Source organism: Stratiformator vulcanicus, assembly GCF_007744515.1.
GTDB classification, from domain to species: domain Bacteria; phylum Planctomycetota; class Planctomycetia; order Planctomycetales; family Planctomycetaceae; genus Stratiformator; species Stratiformator vulcanicus.
In genome coordinates, this window is the sequence record NZ_CP036268.1 from 368377 (window position 1) to 391159 (window position 22783).

Sequence of the window (22783 nt, forward strand, 5' to 3'; positions counted from 1 at the left end):
GCGGCTTTCGGATGCGCAACGCCCGTTTTGAAAGCCCGCTCGTTATGCGGGCTGGCCCACCGGTCGGGCAGTCTGCGATGTTTTGGTCGGAAGGAAACGTCGCCCGATCTTCAATAACTCGTGCTTCATTGTCGGAAGCGTTGTCAGCTTCAAGAAGACAATGTCTGAATAAAGATTGTCGATCTGTCCGGGAGACAGGTTGTCGGATTTATAGAGCCCGGCCACAGGCGCCCAGAAGTCGAACCCGCTGCGGAAATTGTGCGCTTCCGCGAGCCTCGTATCGACGGCTACGAAGCGCACACCGTGTCGCCGGATGAGATGCCGGCGAACCTCGGTTTCCCTGGCTTTAAACACGTCCCAGTTGCTGCAATGGTGAATATGGCAGTACGTGACGCGATGGCGAACGACCTGCGTATAGAGGAGGTAGCAATCGATGCCGGAATCGCTGAATAGAAGGTGTTCGCAGTTGTAAGGTTGGTGATCCGTTAATATGCGTCGGTCCATCTCATTAACACGGCCCGCAATCGCATCGGGATCGTGGAGGAAATCTGTCGGACCGATTTTTGATTGATGCCAGAACGAATTGAGTGCGGGGAGTATTCGAAGCTGCGTGCTGATTTCTTCAAACCCGAGGCGTTTCGAGATCGCCCGCACTTTGTCGCAAGGCGTGAAATGCGTGATGGTATAGCCCTGCATCGAGAGCACCGGCCGCAACAGCGACAGGCTGCGACCGCGATAGTCTTCTCGCACCCACCAAGTGTGGAGATTGCAGAACTTGTGGGTGACGCCGTCGATTTCGCGGTCGATAAAGACCATTCCGATCATGCCAACGACGTCGTCCCCCTCCAGCATGGCGTAGCCGCAATGGCCTTCTTCGGTTGGCCAGGCATAGTCAAAGATGTTTCGCCAATCGCGTTCCGTGGAGAGCGGGTCGTCCGATGCGAGAAACGAGCGATAGAGGTTCGGAAAAATATCGGCTGTAATTTTTCTAATGACGGGCATTGCTATGAGTGCTGTAAGGAGGCCGCGAAAATGAAATTCGGGGGCAATCCGGCCTCAATTAGACTCGCTTGGAAATCACGAACTCGACGAGCTTGTCGATCGATTCGAAATTGTCGGAGACGAGGTCCTCATCGTCCAAAATGAGGTCGAATTCGGTCTCGATATAGGCGACGACATCAAGCGTGCCGAGGGAATCGATCAGCCCGTTTTGCAGTAACGATGCATCGTCGGACAACTGCTGCTGCCGCGCGAGCGGAAACTGCTCGTAGACAAAGGCGCGGATCGATTCGCGAACGGTCAGGTCGTCGATGGTTTGCATTGGCCCATTCCGGATATTTCGAGTGAATGACGGGCACGCCGACATGCAGCCGCAAGCCGCCCGTTCTTCGAAACCCTACCGCACGGTTTCCAATGGTGCGGGACGTCTTGCCGCACATCGACCGATTGGGCTTTCGCGGCTACCGAAATCAAGGAATGACACGAGATGTTGCGTTTTCGAAACTTGCGGCCTGAGCCGTGTTCCCTTGATCGCAACAGCGATCAGAGACGCATCGTCGCTATTCCTGCCAGTCTTTCGGCCAGCGCGGGGCGTACCAGTCTTCGATGCGCTCGCGGAGGGCTGCGGCCTTCTCCGGGTGATCGCCAATGAGGTTGGTCGTTTCGTCGGGGTCTTCGGCGAGGTTGTAGAGTTCGGTCTCGCCGGTGAGGGTGGTGCCGGAGGCGGTTTGCTTGTCCCCGGTCGACACGGAGTCTTCGGTCGCGGGGATGATCAGTTTCCAATCGCCCATCCGGCACCATCGGGTGAGCAGGCCCTGCGTCGGGTCTCGGAGCGATCTGAGATCGTGGGTGTAGACGGCTCCGAAGACGGCATCGCGATCGGTCTTGCCCTTATCGTCAATAATCTCGAGCAGGTTTTCGCCCGACATCTCTTCGGGGACGCCAAGGCCGGCGGCGTTCAGCGCGGTGACCGGCAGATCGAGTGAGCTGATCAGGCTGTCGTAGCGGGCCGGCGCGACGTGGCCGGGCCATTTGACCATGATCGGTGTGCGGAGCCCGGCATCGTAGGGGCTGCGTTTCGACTTGGGGGCGAAGTGGTGCCGCCAGTTGGCCGTTTTTTTGTCGGGGGTGGGTTGAATCCAGCCGTTGTCGCAAACGTAAAGAACGATGGTGTTATCGGTCAGGCCGCGTTCATCGAGGGCATCGAGGACTTGGCCGCAAGATTCATCGAACCACTCGCACATCGCGTAGTACTTCGCGACGCCGAGTTCACGGCCGGGCGTCCGATACTTCCTGAGAAGTCGCCCCGGCGGATTGTGAGGCGTGTGGGGAAGAAAGGGCGCATACCAAAGGAAGAACGGTTCACCGGCGGTTTCGTCGAGGAAGTTTTCAATCGGCTCAATGCCCTCGCGGCCAATCTTGAGGCCCTGATCGCCGTGCCGGCCGCCACGCTCGGGATCGCCTTGCGTCATGCCGTGGGTGAAGCCGCCTTCGGAGTGATGACCTTCCCACCACTTTCCCGACTGATGGCAGACATAGCCGGCGTCGGAGAGTAGCTCCGGCAGGCGGGGGCAGTGGCGGACGAAGTCAACCATTTCACCCCGCGAAGTGCCCTTGGGCGGGTCGTTGCCGGTGACGCCGTGCTGGTGCGGGTACTGACCGGTGATCAGCGTGGCGAGGCTCGGTCGGCAGAGACTCGTGGGGACGTACCCGTTCGGGAAGACGGCCGATTCCGAAGCGAGTCGATCGAGCCGAGGAGTTTGGATGACGGTGTGGCCCATGAAGCCGTAGTCGGTCCAGGCTTGGTCATCGGAGAGGATCAAAAGGATGTTGGGCTTTTCTGCCCGCGATTCAGCCCGTGCTTCGCCTGACCCAACGGCGAAGGTTACGCCGAGTGTGAGAATAACGGTCAGGCAGGCTGGGGTATTTCGGAACATGGCGATCGGCAGAGCTTTGAGGAATTTCATCGTGGTCTCAGCAGACCGTTGACACTGGTTGAGCGGCAACCTCTAATAAGGGCCCCGACAGGTGCAGCGATTTTGATGTGACGCTCGCACCGAACACAAGCGACCCCGGAGACTGGTCGGACAAACCTTCTGTCCGCCTCCCCTCCTTGCCGCGGGTCCCCAACTCGTTACAAGCACGGAAACTGGAGAATTTGGGATGAACACGCTGCGTAACATTCTGGCCGGGGGCGTCGCGCTCGCCGCTCTCGTCCTTCTGGCTGCCCCGCAGGCGGAAGCCCGCCCGCAGTACATGAAGCAATTTCCGAAGCAATACCCGGCTCTGCAAGCCGAAGCCAAGATGAACAAGTGCGGCGTTTGCCACTACGGCAAGTCGAAGAAAAATCTGGACGACTACGGCTCGGCCCTGAAGGGGAAGCTGGGCAAAAAGAACGAGAAAGATGTCGAGAAGATCACCGAAGCTCTCGAAGCGATCGAGTCGATGGACAGCTCGGTTGAAGGCAAGACCTTCGGTGACCTGATCGAAGAAGGCAAGCTGCCGGGAACCGATCCGGAAGAGTAAGGCGACTTTCCTGCCGACTCTCGCCGTCACTTTCAGAACTGACTCACAGAGCGGGCACCCAGGCGGTGTCCGCTCTGTTTATTGATAGGCCGTTCGTTGCGCCCCGGTCCCGAAATCGCGAGAGCCGAGAGCTGACAGCTCTCTCACGCTTCAATCAGCATCCGCGTGGGATGCTCGATCGTCTCTTTGATGCGTTTCAGGAAGGTTACCGCTTCCCGGCCGTCGACGACGCGGTGATCGTAAGTCAGCGCGATATACATCATCGGTCGGGCGACGACCTGCCCGTCGACGACCACCGGCCGCTCGACGATGTTGTGCATCCCCAAGACGCCCGATTGGGGCGGATTGACGATCGGCGTCGACAGCAAAGAGCCGTAGATGCCACCGTTCGTGATGGTGAAGGTGCCGCCGGACAGCTCTTCGAGATCGATTTTGTTCTCTTTGGCGCGTCGGCCGAAATCGGAAATTTTCATTTCGATTTCGGCGAAGCCCATCTGTTCGGCATTTCTCAGGACCGGCACGACCAATCCCTTTCCGCCGCCGACCGCGATTCCGATGTCGCAGTAATTCTGATAAACGAGTTCGTTGCCGTCGATCTGAGCACCAACCTGGGGGATCTCACGCAATGCGTCGACGGCTGCTTTCACGAAGAACGACATGAAGCCGAGCTTCACGCCATATCGATTGACGAAGTCGTCCTGAAACTGCTTCCGCAGCGACATCACGAGGGACATGTCGATTTCGTTGAATGTCGTCAGTAATGCCGCGTTCGTTTGGGCTTCGACCAATCGCTCCGCGATTCGGCGGCGGATCGGACTGATTGCTTTTCGACGCTCGGTGCGTTCGCCCGTCGGCTTCGACAACGCGGCGGACGACTGGGCTTGATCCGATTTCGTCGAAGACGGCAGGGTCGGAGTGGTCGACCGCGACGGTGCGTCGGATGTCCGCGCCGGACCCCGTCCGTGTCGCAGCACGTCTTCTTTCAAGAGGCGTCCGCCCGGCCCGGTTGCGGGGACTTCCTCCGCCGACAGGCCGCGCTCGGCGAGTTCGCGCTTCGCCCCCGGCATGACGATCCGTTCTGATTCGCGGGGCGGCGTCGATGCGCCGCTGCCTTTTGAATCGGACGAGGAAGCGGCTTGCGGTGCCGGATCGGACGAACCGCCGCTGTCTGATTCGGCCGGCGCTTCGGCTTCTTCGATCAGCGCGATCACCTCGTCGATCTCGGCCATCTCCCCGGCCTGCTTCAGAAGTTTGACCACATTCCCGCTGATTGGCGAAGGCACCTCGACCGTCGCTTTGTCGGTCTCAAGCTCGGCGACATCGTCATCAACTTCGACGTAGTCCCCCTCGCCGACGTGCCAAGCGCTGATTTGGACTTCCGTAATCGACTCCCCGACTTGCGGGATCTTCACTTCGACGGGCATCACTGACTTTCGGATTTTGCGGACAGAACGCGAAGACCCCCCGATTGTGCCCGAACCGCCCGCGCAACTCCACCGCAGCGGGTGAAGGGCAACCACGTTTTGCAGGTGGTGGGCTTACGGATGGTCGGCGGCGAGGGCGGCTCTGAGATCGGCCGCGGCGAGATAGTAGAGCAGCAACGCATCGACGGCTTTTTCGGCGATTTCGAAGGCGTACTGCTCGCGGAGCGTCACTTTCAACAGGTCGGACAGGCCGAGTTCAAAATTGCGGCGCTCGATTTGGGCGAGCCGTTCCGCGTATTCGACCGCGTCCTGCGCCTGCTCGACCTGTTCGTAGGCCGAGATCAGTCCCGCGTAAGCCGCCCGCACATCGGCGACGACTTTATCGGCGACAAGCTGCTGTTTCGCGGAGAGCTGCGCCATCTTACCTTCGATGGCCGCCATCTTTCCGCGAGCCTTACGGCGCTGCAGCGGCAGATCGAAAAACAGGCCGGCTTCAAGTTCAAAATCTCCCTTGTCATCGATCGACCGGGACGCCTGCAGTCCGACATCCTGCGAACCGACAACCATCGTATCGAGATTCGGCTGGAAATCGTTTTGAGCCTGAGCCATGTCGACATTTAACTGCCGACGGGTCAGCCGCAATATTTCCAGTTCCGGACGTTGCCGCAGCGCGACCTCCTGATCGAGGATCACGTTCTCAGCATCGATCGGCTTCGGCTCGGGAAAGATTGGCGCCGCTTCCGGGCCAAGGACGATCGGCATGCCGATTTCGTCTCTTAAAAAGATCGACAGCTTCACAGCGGCTTGTTGAAGTTTCCGTTCGGCATCGGCCCGCTTGACCTCGCGCTCGGAAACAAGTCTTAAATTGTCAATTAATACAGGGGGGTCGAGTAGGCCTTCTTCAACCTGTCGGCGAAGTTGATCGGTCCGGTCGTCCGCCAACTTAAGGACGTTGACCGCGATTTTATACTTCTCTCCGGTGGCGACCCAGTACCAATATGCGTACGAGGCTTCCTGTACGGACCCGACTAGCTCGGCGTGAATTTCGGGCTCCACGATGAGTTGATCGTATTGCGTTCGCCACAGTTCGGCTCTGCGATCGTCGATCTCTCTGTTTCTTAACAGCGGGGCGGCCAGGCCGGCTTTGAATTCACCGCCGTCGTCTGTCTGTCGCTCTTTATACCAAGGCTGGAAGAACCCTCGTCCGGTTCGATAGCCGGCGAACGCCTCGCCCCCCGTGAAGAGCGGTTGGACCAAACCGATATGCTGCCGGTAGTTTTTATAAAAGCCGAGCGGCATGTTCTCGCTCGCCGCTTTAAGTTTTAGATCGAACTCGCCGGCCGCGGCCAGGTTTGCTCCCGCCGCCACGTTCCGGCCAAACCGGGCCGCCCGTATCATCGGGTACGTGTGATAAACCGAAGCCACGACCTCTTCCAGGTTCAGTGTCGACTCCGATTGCTCTCCGTAAAATTGATCGAGCGCAGCGCCGTCGGTCTTGCCGTCCGATGTATCCGATTGATCCGCGTCGTCTTGCGTTGCAGGATCGCGATCCGAATCATTTTCGGGACTCGGACTCGGCAGCGGCGGAACAGGTTGCAGGGTGAATTGAGCCTGCCGAATTTCTTCACCCGATTCCGATTCGTCCGATTTTTTCATCGCACGGTCGACGATGGCGTCGACATTAAAATCTGATCGCGCCGCCGAATCGGCGGTCTCCGCCGAAGTGATGGTCCTTGAAGCGACTGTCTCAGAAACGCCCGTATTCGAAGCGCCGGTCTTCGAAGCGCCCGTCTTCGAAGCGTCCGGCTCCAAAGCAACTACCGTGGGAGCTTCGGTGACGCGCTGAGACGTTTCGACGCAATGCGATTGCGTCCAGGCACATCCTCCGGCCGAAAGGAGTACCGCGATCGCGCAAAGTCCTTTCATTCGGAACATCCACGATCTCACAGGTTTCAGGCGGGAAGTCGTACGGCGGCGTCTGTATCAATATTGTCGACGCTCCAGCTTGTACGACTCAAACCGCCTTTCACCGGTAGGGGCTTCCCCGCGGACGTGTATCTGTCGGAGCGTATTGCCGACGCGATGCGTAAAGTCTTCCCAAAGTCCGCTTGGCTATTTGGGGATTTTGGGAGGCTTGCTCGGTTTTTCGGTCTTCATGTCCGCGTCATACACGGGCGGGAATCCGTTGAGGCGGCGCCAGACTTCGAACCACAGCGGAACACGGTCGAGTAGCACCCAGGCATTCGCTCGTACGCCCTGCCGCAGGAACCGCTCGTCCGGCCACGGTACATCATCCGGATCGGGTAGGATCAACACGCGGAACTGCCCCCGACCGTTGTCGACGGCGTCGATCGAGATCACTTCGCCGCCGAAGGTTCCAACTGCAACGGAGGGCCAACCAGAGAACTGAACGGCGGGCCAACCTTCGAATTGCAGCCGCGCGTGTCGCCCCGGTTCAACGAGCGGAGCGTCGTTGCCGTCGAGCCAGATTTGGACGGCCCGGTCGGTCGTCTCCGGCACGATGGTGCAGATGGGATCGCCTTGTTTCAGTACGGCGGTCCCCATATTCGGGATGATCTTCACCACAAATCCGTCGAACGGGGCTAACACTTTTCCGTTATCTTGACGCGACACGTCGGTCTGCATCTTAAGAAGCTCTTGCTCCGCCTTATTGACTTCCTGCTCCGCTTTGGCGACGGCGCCCTCCGCTTTGGAGACATCACCCTTGGCTTTTCGCAGTGTCGCGGTTGCGTAGTCGATATCAACTTGGGCTTTTTCAATCTTCGCCGTCCGTTCCCGTTGCTTGCCGATCAATTCCGACTCGGCGGCCCCCACGTAGTTTTCGGCCCGGCTGACTTTGGCCTTGGCTTCACCGACTTTTCGTTTCACCTCTTCGTACTTCAGCACCGAAACGTTGCCCTCTTCCTTAAGGGTCTTGATCCGATCGAGCTGGGCTTCTAATTGCGGGATCGCCGCCTTGTATTCGGCGAGCTGCTGCTCTTCGGCAGACACTTTGCGCTGCGCCATAATGACGTAGGCGTCTTGGGCGGCGATCGTTTGCTCTTTGACGGAGCGATAGGCTCGAATCTGAGCGTCACTCGATTCCACCACCGTCTTCGCGGCTTCGAGCGCGGCCGTGTTGGCCCGCAATTGTGTCTTCGCCGATTCAAGCGAGAGCTTGCTCTGATCAAGCTGGCTCTGCAGCCGATCGGCATACGACTCGTCGAGATCGCGGATTTCGGCGATCAACTGCCCCTTCTTCACTCTCGCATTTTCAAAGATTCCCTCACCTAACCGGGCGATCCGGCCTTTGATTGGCGACTGAATGACCTGCTGACGTTGCCCCGGGGCATAGGCGAAGACGTTGCCGCTGCCATAGACCGATTGCTGCCACGGTGCGACGGCCATGCAAATGATGGCGGCGCTCAACAGAGCGAACAGAACCTTGGCGATCCGGCGAATTCTTGCCGAGGTTTTCGTCAGGCGGAGCGAAGGCATGAGCGCATCGCTATAGGCGACCGGAAGGAGCATCCCGGACCGCGGGGGCGCTTCCCCGTTCACTTCAGTTTCGGTCGAAGGAATTGTGGTCGTGGCCATCGTGTTGTTCCAACTGGAAACGTGATTCGGCTTCGCCGATGGTCAGGCGTCGGGTGCCCTGTGCGGCGATCTGTTCGCGACCGGTCACAACGATCGCCGTCCAAGGATGGTCAGAGTCGAGGATTGCTCCGATGGCCGATTCGATACCGGCGTCGGAGAGCGCGTCCAGAGTTCTGTCGATCAATAATAGGCGCGGATGCCCCGCAATGGCACGGGCCAGCGCGATTAGCGTGACCTGCCGGTTACTCAAAGGAGCGCCTTCTTCGTGCAAATCGGTCTTTAGTCCGTCCGGCAGGCTCAGTACCTCATCGAGCATTCCGACGGCGTGCAAGGCTGCTTTGACGTCGCCGACCGAGACATCAGGTCGACCGATCCGGACATTTTCTTCGATGGAGCCGTGGAAGATTTCTGGTTTGCGGACCAGTGCCACGCTGCGGCGCAGAACGTCGGGTCGAATGTCGCGCGGGTCCATGCCGTCGATCGAGACGTGCCCCTTCGAGGGCGTCCTCATGCCGTAGATCAGGTCGAGCAGGATGCTGTGGCCATGGGCATCCGCCCCTTCGATCATCAGTCGCTCCCCGGCTTCAATCGCCTGCGAGAACGAAGTCAGCCCCGTTTTCGTATGTGAATCGGTGCAAGTGACCCCGTGAAACTCGATTTCAGCCGCCAATTCCGAAGGCATGCTCTGAGCACCGTCGAGCCGTTCCATCGGCAGGTCGAACAGCACGCCGAGCTTATCGACCGAGGCGAGCAGGTCGTAATAGCTCTCCATATGTTTGCCGAGCTTGGCGAACGCGCCCACGATCACCGTCACGATCAATTCGGCGGCGACCAATTGCCCGAGCGTCAATTGGCCGGTCATGACCAACCACCCTCCCAGGCCGAGCAGCACGGTACTTGCGACGGCCTGCATCCCGAGTGCGAACAGAATCTGCCGCATCAGCACGCGAAAGTGCTTCTTCCGGGCCGTCAGGTATTTGTTGACGAGCTGGTCGGCTCGATCGAGCGCGAAGTCGGCGGCGCCGGCGTATCGAAATGAGACCCCGCAACCGGCCAACTCTTCCAGCCATGCGGCGGTCTTATATTTCGTCTTCGACTCGGCAATGCTGCTTTGAACCGCGCCGCGGCCCAAGACGAAAATAACAAAGGCGATCAACGCCAACAGCATGACGTCGAAGCCCAGCAGCCACGGGTGGTAAAATGCCAGGACCGACATCCCGATCAGCGCTCCAAAGACGAGCGAGATGCCGTCGAGCAGCAGACTCGCCGCGACCTTCTGCACGGTCACGATATCGAAGAACCGGTTGACCAGTTCTTTGGTGACGGCTCCGTTGTTTTCTTCGAAATCCGTGCGGGGCAGCCGAAATGCGAAATCGGCTGTAACCCGCGCGAACAACCGCCGCTGAATCACTTCCACCACAAAGGTCTGCAGGGCGCGCAGGGCCGCAGAAAACGCCAAAAAGGCGAACAGCATCAACGAGAGGATCACGATCGGCTGGACCAACCGACCGAACGCGACCGTGCTCACGAGCGTCTCGACCGCCAGCGGTGTCGCCAAAGCCAGCAGGCCCGTCATCGCGGCAAAGACCGCGATGATCGCGATGTCCGAGGCCTCCGGCGACAGGATTGCCCACAAACGTCCGAACGGCGTTCGGGCTCTTGAAGGGTCCGCAAAAGGGTTCGACATGTGTGGGTGGCTGACCAGACAGCAGCGAACCTCGGCCGTCGCAGCACTTCTCAACTGAGACTTCAAGACCGACGGGCTGGCCTTCGACTCTTCGTGCCCCTCACTGATGTCGACAAGCACGAACTTCGACTTCTTCATGCCTTTGATGAGAGTCCACTGCCCGTGCGGCCCGGTCGGTACGATCAGATTCCCGCCCTTCGCCGCAATGTCTTTCATCTCAGCGAACGTGCAATCGACGATCTGACATCGAAAGCCCAGGCTGCGGCCGGCTTCGACAATCGCCTGAAACGTGTCTGAATCACTCTGCGTTCCCCACCGCTCGATCGCTTCTTTGACCGCCAGCCGCGTCTTTGAACGGTCGAGTGCCTCGTGCTGTTCGAGCGCGAGATCGTCAAACAAGCCGGCAATTTCTTCCGAACCGAGCGACTTGCTGCCGTTGATCGGCCCCGAGGAGAATCGAGAATTGCTGCTCATGTCGACCGGGATCGGTTAGGGGTCTGTCTCCGACACGATAAGGAGGGAGGTTGCCGTGCCGGCAAGTGCGGATCGTGGCCGTGGAACTACCGATTTCTACACGGAGCGCGCGTCAAAGAAATCGGCAGAGGGTGATTGGGCTCCCAAGGAGTCAATTCGGAGGGCGATAATTTCAAGTTCGGCATCGCCGTTTCACGGCCCTCACCATAATGGGGAAATTTACCAATACCTCAATCGATCGACGACCTGCGAAGCATAATATGCGAACTGCGTGTCGTCAATCCTCTGTCGTATAAGCATCGTCACACCTGGCAGTTCACTTCAGGGCAATCGACCCAGCGATCGGTTTGCACACGCGGGAGTACTTCGTATTCGCAGTGCCTGTCGGCGGCAAAGATTATGGCGACGCGTGAGCGGACTTCCTTCAAGCAAGTCGCCTAGCAGTTCTTATGAACTTTTCCCTGCCGATCCTGATACGGCGAACGGTACCCCGGCTGGCTTTCAAAATGAGCGACGGCGGACTTCAAATCGGCTAGCAGCATGTCGGCGAGGTCGCGACTGAAACCTTCGCGAACGCAAATCCGCAGCACGGCCAGGTCGTCCACCTTCGGCGGCATCGTGTAGGCCGGGACCTGCCAGCCGTGCTCGCGCAATTTGTCCGACAGGTCGAACACCGTATAGGTCTGCGAGTTCTTCAGCATAAAGGCGAACACCGGAATTGTGTCGCCACGGCTAAGCAATTCGAACGGCCCCAGTTTTTCAATTTCGCCGGACAGATAGACCGCCGTCTCCCGCATCGACTCCATGATCTTCGTGTAACCGTCCCGGCCGAGTCGCAGGAAGTTGTAGTATTGGCCGATGACCTGATTGCCCGGGCGGGAAAAGTTCAGCGTGAATGTGGGCATGTCGCCGCCGAGATAATTCACGTGAAAGATCAGGTCTTCCGGCAACTCTTCCTTCGAGCGCCACACCACCCAGCCGACGCCCGGGTAAACGAGACCGTATTTGTGGCCGGAGACGTTGATGGACTTCACCAGCGGCAGTCGGAAGTCCCACATCAGGTCCGGCTGCAGAAACGGCGCGACGAAACCACCGCTGGCCGCATCGACGTGCATCGGGATTTCCAAACCGGTCTTCGCATGATGTTCGACGAGCGCCGCGTGAATGTCTTCGATCGGCTCGAACGCGCCGGTGTAGGTCACACCGAGGATCGCGACGACGCAAATCGTGTTTTCATCGATCGCGTCAAGGACCGCTTCCGGCGTGATCTCATATTGTCCCGGCTCCATCTCGATGTAGCGCGGCTCGACCTCCCAGTAGCGGGCGAACTTCTCCCACACGACCTGCACGTTGTTGCCCATCACGATATTGGGGCGGTCGGTCGGTTTCCCCGCCGCCGCTTGCCGCTCGCGCCACCTCCACTTGAAGGCCATCCCGGCGAGCATCACGGCTTCGGACGACCCGATCGCCGAAGCACCGACGCCGGTGGTCGGGGCATGAAACAGCCGTGACACGATATTGACGCAGCGTTCTTCGATCTTCGCCGTGAACGGATATTCGTCCTTGTCGATCATGTTCTTATCGAACGTTTCGGCCATCAGCTTTTCGGCCTGCGGCTCCATCCAGGTCGTCACGAACGTCGCCAGGTTGAGCCGCGCATTGCCGTCGAGCATCAGCTCATCGTGAATCAGATCGTAGGCGGTCTCGGGATCAAGCTCCCCTTGCGGCAGTTCATATTTGGGGATCGCCGAGTCCATCGCCCGCCGACCGTAAACGGGGGTCAGCTCCGTATCTCCGGCCGCGTCGTTTGCTTTGTTTTCGTGCAGCATTGTCGACAAACCCGATCGTGATCTCCGCGTGATTCCGTCGCGATTGTTGCGCGGAACACGGCGGGAATACCAGCGCCGCCGGGTCGAATGGGATTCGCCGGTCAACGTCGTCACGCGCGGTCGTCACACGCGACAATGACGCTTGCCGCCGGATGATCGCAGTTGTGTCGTTGTCGTTGCGTTGCCAGAGGTTGAGAGGACGGAATTAAGAAAGAAAAATCGGACGCGCCCGACAGTTTGCCGCGGCAACATCCGCCGCATGAGCGGAGCCCGAAGGCCCCACCCACCGGCGGGGTGAAAAGAGGCGGTGCACCAAATCCTCTACCACAACCAGGGTGGTTGCGCTCCTCATCAGGCCGGACCTGCCAAATACGAAGCCGCCGCGCTCGTGGAGCGGTGCGTTGCAACGCCCGGACGATCGCGAATGATAAATCGCGATGAACGACCGCAACGAGTCAGCAACGTGAGCGAGCCGGCATGAATTACGATGTCAGCCTTTGGTATTCCGATCGACTACTCACCGCGGCTGAGGCCGAAGACGTCTTCGGGCGACTCATCGAGGGCGACCCGACCGCTGCGCCAGGGTTTCCCGGCGTAGCGGCATTCTTTCGCGAACTCACCTCCCGCTACCCGCCGCTGGAAGACTGCCCCGCCGAGGCGATCGGCGACTACCCCTGGGCCGCCGGGCCGACGGCGAATGCCCGCCTCGTTTCGGTCTCGATCCGATTCGCCCACCTCGAAGAGATCTACCCGGCCTTGATTGAATTGGCCGCGAAGCACGACCTCGTCATGTTCGATCCGCAAATTCCCGATGTGATCGACCCGCCGCGATTGGCTGCGATGCCGCGATCACGACTCATCATTAATGATGAGCGGGCCATTAGTAATGCGACCGATGAGCAAATCGCCGAGGCACTCGGCTCGATGAAGAACGATCCCGACTCATTCGTGATCTACGAACTCCGCGACGGAACCTATTTTCAAGCCGCCATCGTCAAGTCGAATCAATACGTCGTCGAATACCAGGTCGACAACCTCGACAATCACTTCCAAGCCTTCACAACCGACCTCGCGACCCTCACGACCGCGTTCCAGGAATACGCACGCGATGACCCCGCATGGCGGGAACGTTACGATTGGCAGAAGCTGGAATTGTGAAAGGGCCGCTTGGTCACTTTAGGGTTGCCACCTTTTACCAAAGACCGACAGTTGCCGAAGTACGTCCGGATCGATGTCCTCACTAATAAAGCGGACCGAGCCGTCGGTCATTAGGAATTGACAACCGGGCGAGCTGTCAAAATCCTGCCAGGGGCTGCCGAAGCCCCATGTGTGACTATTAATGCCGAGCAGCGGGTCGCGAAAGTTTCGCTGGGAGTGCCACGGCTGAAAGTTCGACCGAACCTCGCCGACCAGCAACTTATTCGCACTGCGAGCATCTTCTGGCCGGAGCGAAACGGAGCGATCAGCTCCCATGAAGTGGGCATTCGCGGCAAAGTGCATCACAGACGGCTCGGCGGCACCCGTGGGTTCGTAATTGTCGATGCGATAAACCGGCAGCGATTGTTCCTGGAATTTGTCGCTCAACTTATGAAAGTTATCCCGGCGCGTCGCGTTTAATAAGTCTTCACTGATTTGCCGCGCGCGTCTAGAAACCGGGGGGGCGGCCAAATCGTGGAGAACGTGCACCGTCCACGGTCGCGGATCGCGGGCCTGTGAGTCGAAGACGCCCCCGGGCGGCAATTGGCGGTTGCTTCGAGTAATCGCTTTCCCGATGGCCGTTAATTTGTCTTGCGAGTACATCCGCTGTCGATATAGCTCAAAACGATTCTCCAGGGAGTCTTCGGAGGAAAATGCGAGCAGCGCAGTGCGTTCGGCAATTCCCGTTACCGCCCAGCCCGCAATCAAAAAACAGACCGCACCCCCGAGAACAGGAACGAATAACGTTCGCAACCGGCCATCTTTTGCAACCCGCAATCGCATTATTATCGCGACCACTAAGGAAAATAAGATTGGAGGAATTAATGCAAAGACAGTTGATCCAAGCTCGATACTTTTCGTTCCGCCTGAAAGCTCGCGACGTAAATGCGACACCCAGCCGAACGGCAGGTAATAACATAACTCGACGAGAAACTTCAGGCCCGCACAATTAAGAACGAAAAGTAATCCCGTAAACGCGACGAGACTAAGAACGATGCGGCGAAGAGACATGAAACCGGGCCTCATTTAATAATCGCCGACTTCTTCGCCGTCGTTCGGGAGAGCCAGCCGCCGGAGGACTTCCGGGTCGATGTCCTCGTTAATTTCCCGCGCCGAACCGTCGGCCATGGCGAATTGGCAGATGTCTCGCTCCCACGGCCCGTCAAAACCCCACGGATGCGTGCCGAGACCGAGTGTCGGATCGCGAAAATTATGGGGTGACGCCCATGGTTGCAGATTCTGCGTGACTTCCCCGATGAGCAACGTGTTACTTGTGCCATCGGTGATTTCTTGAAGTCTTAATTGCCGGTCGGCCCCCATCACGCGCGCGTTGGCCGCGTAATGGCTGAAGTAGTCTGCGACGTCAGCCGGGCCGAATGTCAGTGGAGTTCGATATGTCCCTATCGATTCTTGCAGAAGTCTTCGATTTTCGCCGGAGTCCCAGTCTTTCGAGAGGTCCAGTTGGTCATAGAGAATCGGCTCATCAATATACGGAAGAATCAGTGTCGCCCAACCGTGTCGCCCACGTCCGTCGGAGTGATAAAGTCCGCCCGGCGGAAGCTGTTGATCGTGCGTGTCGGCGTAATTATAGATTCCTAGCACGATGTTCTTTAGGTTGTTTTTTGATTGGGATATGTATGAGCTTTCACGGATTGAGTTGTAACCGAGCAGCGGCTCCGGTGCTGATATCAGCCAGCCGGTTTGATGCACCACGCCCGTCGCCGCGGTCCCGGAGGCGAACATGATTACGACCAGACCGACAACGGCGAGAGATCGGCCGAGCGGCCAAGCCGTACGCCGCCGCCCGTTCTGATCAGGCGTTGCTTTGGAAAGCCAACGTGCTGTGAGATGCACACCGACCACGATCCCGGCCAAGGCGATGACAGCGATGATTCCGCCAACGAGGTCGAAGTCGACTTCAGGAAGCGTCCTGCGAAGAAAGAGAATCCAGCCGAACGACAAAATTAAGGCCATCTGAAGCGGGAATGCAAATCCGGCGCAGGCGAGCAGGCCGAGCACAATTAGACCGACCGCGATCCACCACCTATGTCGCGGGCGAATTTGCGGGGCTTCTGCGTCGGTCACGGCGAAGTCCCCTTGAAGATCGGCTCGTCGCTGACCTCTCGAATGTTCCCGTCGACGGAAATTCCGAACCTTTCGTCATAGATTTCCGGTTCGACAACCAAGAGCCGCGTCGGCTCATCGGCGGCGAGTTCCGCGCCAATCACAATCAGCCGGCTCAACCCCGCCCCCGGCATCGTCCAGTCGACATCGTCCATGGCGTCGATGTCTTCATCGGTCGGCAGCCGGCCGTCGTTGGTCGCGGCGAATTCGCGGACGGCGGAGCGCACGCGATGCAGCGCATCGCGACGTTCCTGAGCGAACGGCGTTTTCATAGCCTCCGCTTCATCGGGCGTCGCCAGCTTGTGCGTCCAGCCGTCACGCTTCCAGGCACCGGGGGTCATTAATTCCCGCGCTCCGCTGATCATTGTCAGCACGAGTAGAAACAGCATGCCCCAAATTGTCGTGAGGCCGACGGCTTTGAAATAACTCAGCCGCGGCAGCGTCGGGATTTCTTTTCGGAAGCCGTTCCAGATCGCCATCACCACGCCCGCGCAGGCGAGAAAGACCACGAGAAAGAACGAAATCGCTTCAAGTCGCAGCCGCGCGATTTCGGTGAACGTGATCGACGGCATCCCCGCGAATATCGGGGCCAAAGACGGATACTCGACAATCATGATTCACAGCCGATGGAAGCAACTGTTCGCGGTGACGTGCCGCTCGATTGAAGTGAATAATTATACCGTCAACTCGGGCGCACAGGCACCTAATTCCTCGTTGAGCACATCGACCATTTGCCGGAGGCGTCCGATGTATTTGCGATTGAAGCGGAACTGCAGCCGGGGGAGATCGGCAAGGTGAGCATCATCGGCTTCGAGCGGGTGCGTCCCGACTTTTTCAATCCGGCCACGTTCGACGATGTCGGCGAATTCGACATTAAGACGTTCCACCAACTCGTCAGACGGCTCGAGATGCAGTCTTAAGACTAATTTTCCCTTCACGTACCTCATGCTGTTGTAGACGCAGTAGAAGCTCAGGATTTCGCCGCAGGCTTCGTCAATATCGTCGGTGACTTTAAACAGGTCCATGTCTTCCGGCGAAATCATGCCGGTGTTTAAGAGCTCCTCTTCGATGAACTTCTTCCAGTTCTTCCAGTACGAGCCGCCCGGCTCATCGATTAAGACCAGCGGCATCAGGTCGCGCTTGCCGGTTTGCACCAACGTTAAGACTTCGAACGCTTCGTCGAGGGTTCCGAACCCGCCGGGAAAGAGCGCGGCGGCGTGTACCTCTTTGACGAACAGCAATTTTCGCGTGAAGAAATATTTCAGGTGGACCAGCTTGTCATCGTTGCGCAGCACCTGATTGGCTTCCTGCTCGAAGGGCAACAGGATGTTGACGCCCATCGACATCCCGCGACCCGCCCCCACGTTGGCGGCCTCCATCACACCGGGCCCGGCCCCCGTCAGCACCATCCAGCCGAGGCCACCCATCTTTTGGCCGAACTCAACGACGTGCTCATACAGCGGAGTATCTTCGGGCGTCCGGGCGGAGCCGAAGACCGTCACTTTGCGGCGCCGGCGATAAGGCGTAAAGACCTTAAACGCGTATCGCAGCTCGCGCATCGCCCGGCTGAGGATCTTCAGGTCGCCACGTGTTGCTCCGTCGCGGTCGAGTTTATCGGCCGTCTCTTTGAGCTCTTCGACCAATCCGTCGCGCTCGTCGAGCACTTCGGCGTGCTCGGTCGGCATCACGTCCGTTTCAGAGACGTCGGGACGCGAAGTCGACTGAGAGGTCCGTTTTGGATCGCTGCCGGGCTGCTTGGATTTGTCGACGGCCATGTCGATGGAGAGGTTCGAGTTGAGCGTTGAGAGGTTTCCTAAGCGAGACTCTCGCCACTCATCTCTCAACTCTCAACCCTGCGCCCAAAACAGGGTGCTCAACCTCCGACGGCTTCGAGGGCTTCTTCGCGGGTGTCGTAGATCGCCCAAATCGTGTCCAGGGCGGTGACGTGCAGCAGTTCGCGGGCTTTGGGCGTCGCTCCACACAGCACCATTTCGCCGCCTTTGCTGCGGACGAATTTGTGGCAGCGGATCATCAGCGCGAGGAACACGCTGCCGAAGTAGTCGATCTCGCTCAAATCGAACACGACCATCGGCACCGCGTGATCGGCGAGCGGCTCCATCACGACGTCGGCGGCCTGTTCGATCAAATCCCACCGCATCGATTCGACGTCGCCGGTCGGAATGATGACCACGGCGTTACCGTGCCATTCGAGGCGAAAGTCTTCCTGACCGTCCGGCATAAGGCGATCCTGTCTGCTGAAGCCCGACTGACATTGCTGTTGGCGATGCTGTCGGCTTTTCACTGAGGCGACATCCGGCCCTGGCTCTCTTCCGCTGCCGACGCCGCCCGGTTTTATTCGATGACCAAACAGTGTAGCCGGTTGCCACGCAATTCGTAGTCTGCGGGGAATCGAAGCGTCGGCATTGAGCGGCCGAACGGCGATTCCTCTGAGACGCCCGAGCAACAACGTCGAGCGTCCTGCCCCGCGAGTCGCTCGATGGTGGCGGCCTTCTCTAGGCTCGCGACTGCAACCAGTCCGACCATGCGGCCTGGCGTTCGTGATCGCTGCGGGCGGCCCGCGCGGCGGTCGGGTGTTCCGCTTTCGGTACGAGCGATTCGACGGTATCGAGCAGATGGCTCAACACCTGGCGGTCGCGTTCGGTCCAGCAAATTCGGATCAGTTCCGGAACAACGCCAACTGATTCGGCTTCCGCAATCACCGAAATGGCTTCGATGCGTGCCGTACTCGTTCCGGTCCGCGCAGCCCGCAGCAGCCCGGCTGTGCCCCGCGGGTCGTCGAACCGCGCGAGCGCGGCAGCGGCTTGAAGTCGGACCTGGCTGTCGGGATCGGAGAGCAGATCGACGCAACCGGCCGCCCCGGCCGTGCCTTCGATCAAGATCGGATTTCCGCACATGCCGGACGCGCGGGCCGCCGAGCTTCGGACGGTTGCATCCGAATCCGCCAGCAACGGCATCAGCCATCGTGCGAAATGAGGGCGGCGATGGCGGACGGCATAGTCGCAGCTCATCCGTCGGACATCGTGCCAGCGATGCCCGGCTGCAATCAGCACAATCTGTTCGGCCTCGGGGGACGCCTCCTGTGAGATCGCCAGCATCGCTGCGCGCCAAACTTCGGCATCCGGTTCGGACTGCAGATGCTCAGAGAGTAGTCCCGCGGCGGTCGGCGTGAGTGATCTCCCGGCGGCCGATCGCGCGAGACGAATCATGGCCGCTCGGCGGATTAGAACGTCCGAAGAACCCAATGCTTGCAACGCAGCGTAGACCGGATCGACTTCGGCAAGAATCTCAATTGCGTCGGTCCGGTTGATGTCCGAGTCGCCGGTCGTGAGGAGGTGCTCGACCGCCACTGTCGCGGTCGGACCGATGGCGAGCAGATCCTGCCTCGCCGTTCGCTTCGCGACCAGATCGCCGTCAAGATCACAAGCAATGCGGGCGAGCTGCAACGCCGCCGGATCGACATCGGGTCTGTTCGCCGCTGATGCGTTCGGCCTCGAAAGGACTGCTAATTCGAAGGCCGAGGTGACCCACCCGTGTGACCTCGCGAGTCGTTCGACCGCCTCTTCCCGCTCTTCGAGCGTGCCTTCGAGCGGAAAGCCATCGCGGCAGCCCGTTTTTTCGCGGAGCGTCGCCAGGCACTGCCGACGTGTTTTGAGCAGCGGTGAGGAGAGTCCTCGAAGGAGCACCGGGACGGCGGCCTCGGCGGGCCACTCCGAGAGTGCATGGGCCGTCGCCGACTGCACGCGGTGATCCCGATCGAGGATCAATTCGGTCGCCAGCCGAGCCGCGACGGGATCATCAGAGAGCGTACTCAGAGCTTCAGCGACCGAACGTCGGATTCGCATTTTCGAAGAGCCGGCAAATGGGACCAATTCGGTGGCGCCGAAATGGGCCAGCGCTCTCACCGCTGCGTCTTGCTGCGGCTCGGTGTCATCGCCCGCGAGCGAATTCAACCGCCGACGCGCTTGTGGTGTGTTGAGCTTCGCCAGCAGTCCGATCGCTCGCGATCGAACTTCGTGGGTCCGGTCGCGCAACTGGCCGTTTAGAATGTCAGCCGTCTCGGGCGACCCGGCGGCTACGGCCCATTCCGCCAGCAACATGCGGACCTTCGGATCGGGGTCGAAGCGGGCGTGCTCCAACCCGACCGGCCAATCATGAGGTTCAAAGATGTCTGCACTCGGTTGATCGGTCTGCGAGCGACGGGCCCGCGTGCGGACCGCATCGATCCAACAGGCTTCCACCGCAGCGCGGCGAAGCTCGACGGCGACCTCTTCGGCCTCGAGCGTCAGGAATTGATCGATGGCGCGGATGCGTTCGGGTCGAATCTCGTGACTCAGCATTCGCAGTAACGCGGCCCGCACCTCTGCAGGCAATGAATCGTCGGTTAGCGCCCGAGCCGCCGGTTGCAGAGTTTGACGCGGTGAACCCGACGCGGCGAGCAGCACGCACCACGACTCAGCCGCCGCGGCCCGCAGCGGAATTTGATCCAGCGAGTCATCAGGATTATTGAAAGGCGGCCTCGGACTGAGGTCTTCGGGCGGGCCGGGGAGTATTCCTTTTGAGTCGATCGGCTGGGCCTCGAACACAATTCGTTTAAGTGCGGCCACCAGTTCTTCCGTACGATCTCCATCAAACGTCGGGTCCGATTTCGAATCTGATTCCAGAGCCGAAAATCGGCGGGCCAGTCGCACCGCCGCGGCTGCTTGAGCCGGTCCTGAGTGCGATGCCAGTGAGAACAGATCGTGATCCGACGGACGCGCGACACCCGCGCCGCGTGGCGATGGGTCGCTCACGATCCACACATAGTTGGGGCCGTCGTCGATCGGGGGGTGATCCAGGAGCGATCGGTTTCGCCACTCTGACTTCGAGATTGCGTCGACGAGTTCGGAATCAACGGCTTCGAGCGAGTCTGAATGATCGCCCGGCTTGGCCGTCGATTCGGCCTGTTCTGTCGTTGGGTCGTCCTGCTCTGGCAACGTTTCAGCCGGGCGGAATGCCTGATGGAACGACTTCGGCGGAAACGTTGTCACGTTCTGACAGCCGGCACAGACGGATAGCAGCGCAGGCAATATTGCCGCGAGCAGACGCGATACTAAATTCTTCGCAGGATCACGCACGGAGTAACCGTGTCGGCCAATGGCAGTGGGAAGGGAGACTTGCAGACAGGTCGAAACCGTCCGATGTAAGGACGCTGTCGTCACGCCGAAAGGCGATAGGAATGAGTGGAGAGGGGGTCGGTAACAGAATCGGCCGCCGACGCCAAGTCGAACTTCGGACGCGACTTACGGCTGCGAGGTGACCGGATTGCCTGATCCGCCGAGCACATCTTCGTTTACGGCATCCACAAGATTTTGCGGGAGCCGTTGGCCATTGTTTCCATCCGTCAGAACAAAGACAAAGACGGGTTCGAATACTTTGCCGAGCGTCGCGATCGCGGCATCACGCGAAGCGAGCAGCGAATCAACCGGCAGGTCGTCGGACTCGATTTCATCGACCGCGTGGAACACTTGGTCCATCTTGACGATCAGCGGCTTCCAGAGGGGATTGTTCGGATTCGCCTGATAAGCGTTCACGAGTTCTTTCATTAAATCATGAATCAGGCGAGCGATGGCCTGCGGGTCGGCCTCCGCGGGGAGCGGGATGCGCGTCAGGGCTTTGGCCGCCTCGGTGCGAACCGCGAAGTATCGTTTATTGTCGCCCACGACCTTGACCAATGCGTCATGCACGACCGGTTTGCGATCGCGGTTGTACTTCAGGTCGAGCGAAGCGAGGGCATCCGCCAATACCATCTGATACCAGAAGTAAGTGTTCGGCTTGGCCAGTTCTGCCGTAAGTGCATCAGCCGCCGCAAGTTTTTCGGCGGCCGGTAACGTGGCCGCGTGGGTGAAGAGCCGATCGATCATTCGCGTCGCCACGACTTTGACGGGTTCAAGCTGCTTTGGGTCCTCAATCACGTCGATCAGCGGTAGCGCCGCCTTCGAGTACGTGATCGGCGGGGTGACCGGTAGGCCGGTCCCGGGCCTCTTGAGGTCCATCTGGCCGAGCGTCAGCGCCGCTTGCAGCCTGACGGCCATAGAATTGTCCATGACAGCGGCGAGTTCGGGGATGAGCAGATCGAACAAACCCTGGCGAAATTTCTGTTGGCCTGGTCCTGCGGGTAAGGTCGACCCGGCCCGCTTGAGTTCGTTTCTGAGGTCGTCGGCCTGATCGCGAATCTCTTCGGGCTCTTTCTGGGCCGTGAGTGAGGCGGCCCGCCAGATCGCCCACAGCTTGAGTATCTCGCGATCTGCCGCGTTGTTGAGATTCGTATTGTTGATCTTGAGGCTGTAGCCCTTGCGTCGCAGCCACTTGTACATCTGGTCGACCTGTTCGACCGGAGTTTTGCCCCGCAATTGGTCGGCCAGGTCGTTGGGCAGTTCTTCTCTGCGGGAGAGATCGATCGGTTTGTACAAGCCGATCGCTTCGGGGGCCGGTTTTTCAGGGCGGAATTTGGGATTGTTCTGCAACGACTGCTGCGCAGCAGCGGACCCGACCAGACAGGCCGAAAAGAGGATTCCCGACAGAATCGTCCGAAGTTGTGGACGATACCTGCAGGTTTGCTGCAGTCGCTGAAAAATCACCGGGTGCACGTCCTGAGAAATTGATCCGAGACCGGCAACGCAGCCGAACGACCGCCCCCCGACGCCCGATTCGCCCCGCGACTAAAATGCAACAGCGACATCACCGCCCAAATCCGCCAGAGTCATTACGAATTTCAACGCAACGCCCCAACATTCGAACGGCGGCGCAGAACCACTTGGTGTTAGGACACAAGATGTATGATGGATGAGGCTATCGTCGAGTAAAACAGGCTGTCAACCGACGACTTTCGCTTGCCCGGCCAGATCACCGAACCCGATGGGGGGCGG

17 protein-coding genes are annotated in these 22783 nt (G+C 59.4%); 2 read left to right on the forward strand and 15 right to left on the reverse strand.

Translation table 11 applies throughout. From position 1 onward, the window contains the following. Positions 1 to 42 precede the first annotated feature (42 nt). The 3 genes from Pan189_RS01355 to Pan189_RS01365 form a co-directional block, all read right to left on the reverse strand. Complete coding sequence (locus tag Pan189_RS01355; protein ID WP_145362178.1) at positions 43 to 1002, reverse strand: GNAT family N-acetyltransferase; 960 nt, start codon at positions 1000 to 1002, stop codon at positions 43 to 45. Between the two features lie 58 nt (positions 1003 to 1060). After that, complete coding sequence (locus tag Pan189_RS01360; RefSeq protein ID WP_310820922.1) at positions 1061 to 1321, reverse strand: acyl carrier protein; 261 nt, start codon at positions 1319 to 1321, stop codon at positions 1061 to 1063. A 238-nt stretch (positions 1322 to 1559) separates the two neighbouring features. Next, entirely contained in the window at positions 1560 to 2966 is a 1407-nt protein-coding gene (locus Pan189_RS01365; RefSeq protein ID WP_310820923.1) for a sulfatase family protein, read from the reverse strand. 196 nt (positions 2967 to 3162) lie between these two features. Between Pan189_RS01365 and Pan189_RS01370 the strand changes: the two genes are divergently transcribed. Next, complete coding sequence (locus Pan189_RS01370; RefSeq protein ID WP_145362180.1) at positions 3163 to 3525, forward strand: hypothetical protein; 363 nt, start codon at positions 3163 to 3165, stop codon at positions 3523 to 3525. Between the two features lie 143 nt (positions 3526 to 3668). Here the strand turns inward: Pan189_RS01370 and odhB are convergent, their stop codons facing one another. From odhB to gad, 5 genes are all read right to left on the reverse strand, one after another. Next, on the reverse strand, positions 3669 to 4949 hold the full coding sequence (gene odhB, locus Pan189_RS01375; RefSeq protein WP_145362181.1) for a 2-oxoglutarate dehydrogenase complex dihydrolipoyllysine-residue succinyltransferase: 1281 nt from the start codon (positions 4947 to 4949) through the stop codon (positions 3669 to 3671). A gap of 114 nt (positions 4950 to 5063) precedes the next feature. Beyond that, positions 5064 to 6884, reverse strand: a complete 1821-nt coding sequence (locus Pan189_RS01380; RefSeq protein ID WP_145362182.1) for a TolC family protein — start codon at positions 6882 to 6884, stop codon at positions 5064 to 5066. 177 nt (positions 6885 to 7061) lie between these two features. After that, a complete protein-coding gene (locus Pan189_RS01385) occupies positions 7062 to 8546 on the reverse strand; it encodes an HlyD family secretion protein (RefSeq protein ID WP_310820924.1) in 1485 nt (494 codons plus the stop codon). After that, on the reverse strand, positions 8512 to 10707 hold the full coding sequence (locus Pan189_RS01390; protein WP_145362183.1) for a peptidase domain-containing ABC transporter: 2196 nt from the start codon (positions 10705 to 10707) through the stop codon (positions 8512 to 8514). The genes Pan189_RS01385 and Pan189_RS01390 overlap by 35 nt, the downstream gene beginning before the upstream one ends. Before the next feature lie 437 nt (positions 10708 to 11144). Next, complete coding sequence (gene gad / locus Pan189_RS01395) at positions 11145 to 12536, reverse strand: glutamate decarboxylase (RefSeq protein ID WP_145362184.1); 1392 nt, start codon at positions 12534 to 12536, stop codon at positions 11145 to 11147. Between the two features lie 477 nt (positions 12537 to 13013). Between gad and Pan189_RS01400 the strand changes: the two genes are divergently transcribed. Beyond that, positions 13014 to 13694, forward strand: coding sequence for a hypothetical protein (locus tag Pan189_RS01400; protein WP_145362185.1), 681 nt, complete (start codon positions 13014 to 13016; stop codon positions 13692 to 13694). An 18-nt stretch (positions 13695 to 13712) separates the two neighbouring features. Here the strand turns inward: Pan189_RS01400 and Pan189_RS01405 are convergent, their stop codons facing one another. From Pan189_RS01405 to Pan189_RS01435, 7 genes are all read right to left on the reverse strand, one after another. Further along, positions 13713 to 14516 (reverse strand): H-X9-DG-CTERM domain-containing protein, encoded by an 804-nt coding sequence (locus Pan189_RS01405; RefSeq protein ID WP_310820925.1) that lies wholly within the window; start codon positions 14514 to 14516, stop codon positions 13713 to 13715. 243 nt (positions 14517 to 14759) lie between these two features. Next, entirely contained in the window at positions 14760 to 15752 is a 993-nt protein-coding gene (locus tag Pan189_RS01410; protein ID WP_310820926.1) for a DUF1559 family PulG-like putative transporter, read from the reverse strand. A gap of 62 nt (positions 15753 to 15814) precedes the next feature. Further along, positions 15815 to 16429 carry a hypothetical protein gene (locus Pan189_RS01415; RefSeq protein ID WP_310820927.1) on the reverse strand — a complete coding sequence of 205 codons (615 nt, stop codon included), beginning with the start codon at positions 16427 to 16429 and terminating at the stop codon, positions 15815 to 15817. A 102-nt stretch (positions 16430 to 16531) separates the two neighbouring features. Next, positions 16532 to 17632 (reverse strand): LOG family protein, encoded by a 1101-nt coding sequence (locus tag Pan189_RS01420; RefSeq protein WP_310820928.1) that lies wholly within the window; start codon positions 17630 to 17632, stop codon positions 16532 to 16534. Between the two features lie 98 nt (positions 17633 to 17730). Continuing rightward, positions 17731 to 18096: an STAS domain-containing protein gene (locus tag Pan189_RS01425; RefSeq protein ID WP_145362189.1), complete on the reverse strand. Its 366-nt coding sequence runs from the start codon at positions 18094 to 18096 to the stop codon at positions 17731 to 17733. A 274-nt stretch (positions 18097 to 18370) separates the two neighbouring features. Next, complete coding sequence (locus tag Pan189_RS01430; protein ID WP_145362190.1) at positions 18371 to 20992, reverse strand: HEAT repeat domain-containing protein; 2622 nt, start codon at positions 20990 to 20992, stop codon at positions 18371 to 18373. Between the two features lie 165 nt (positions 20993 to 21157). Then, a complete protein-coding gene (locus Pan189_RS01435; protein ID WP_145362191.1) occupies positions 21158 to 22495 on the reverse strand; it encodes a hypothetical protein in 1338 nt (445 codons plus the stop codon). Positions 22496 to 22783 lie beyond the last annotated feature (288 nt).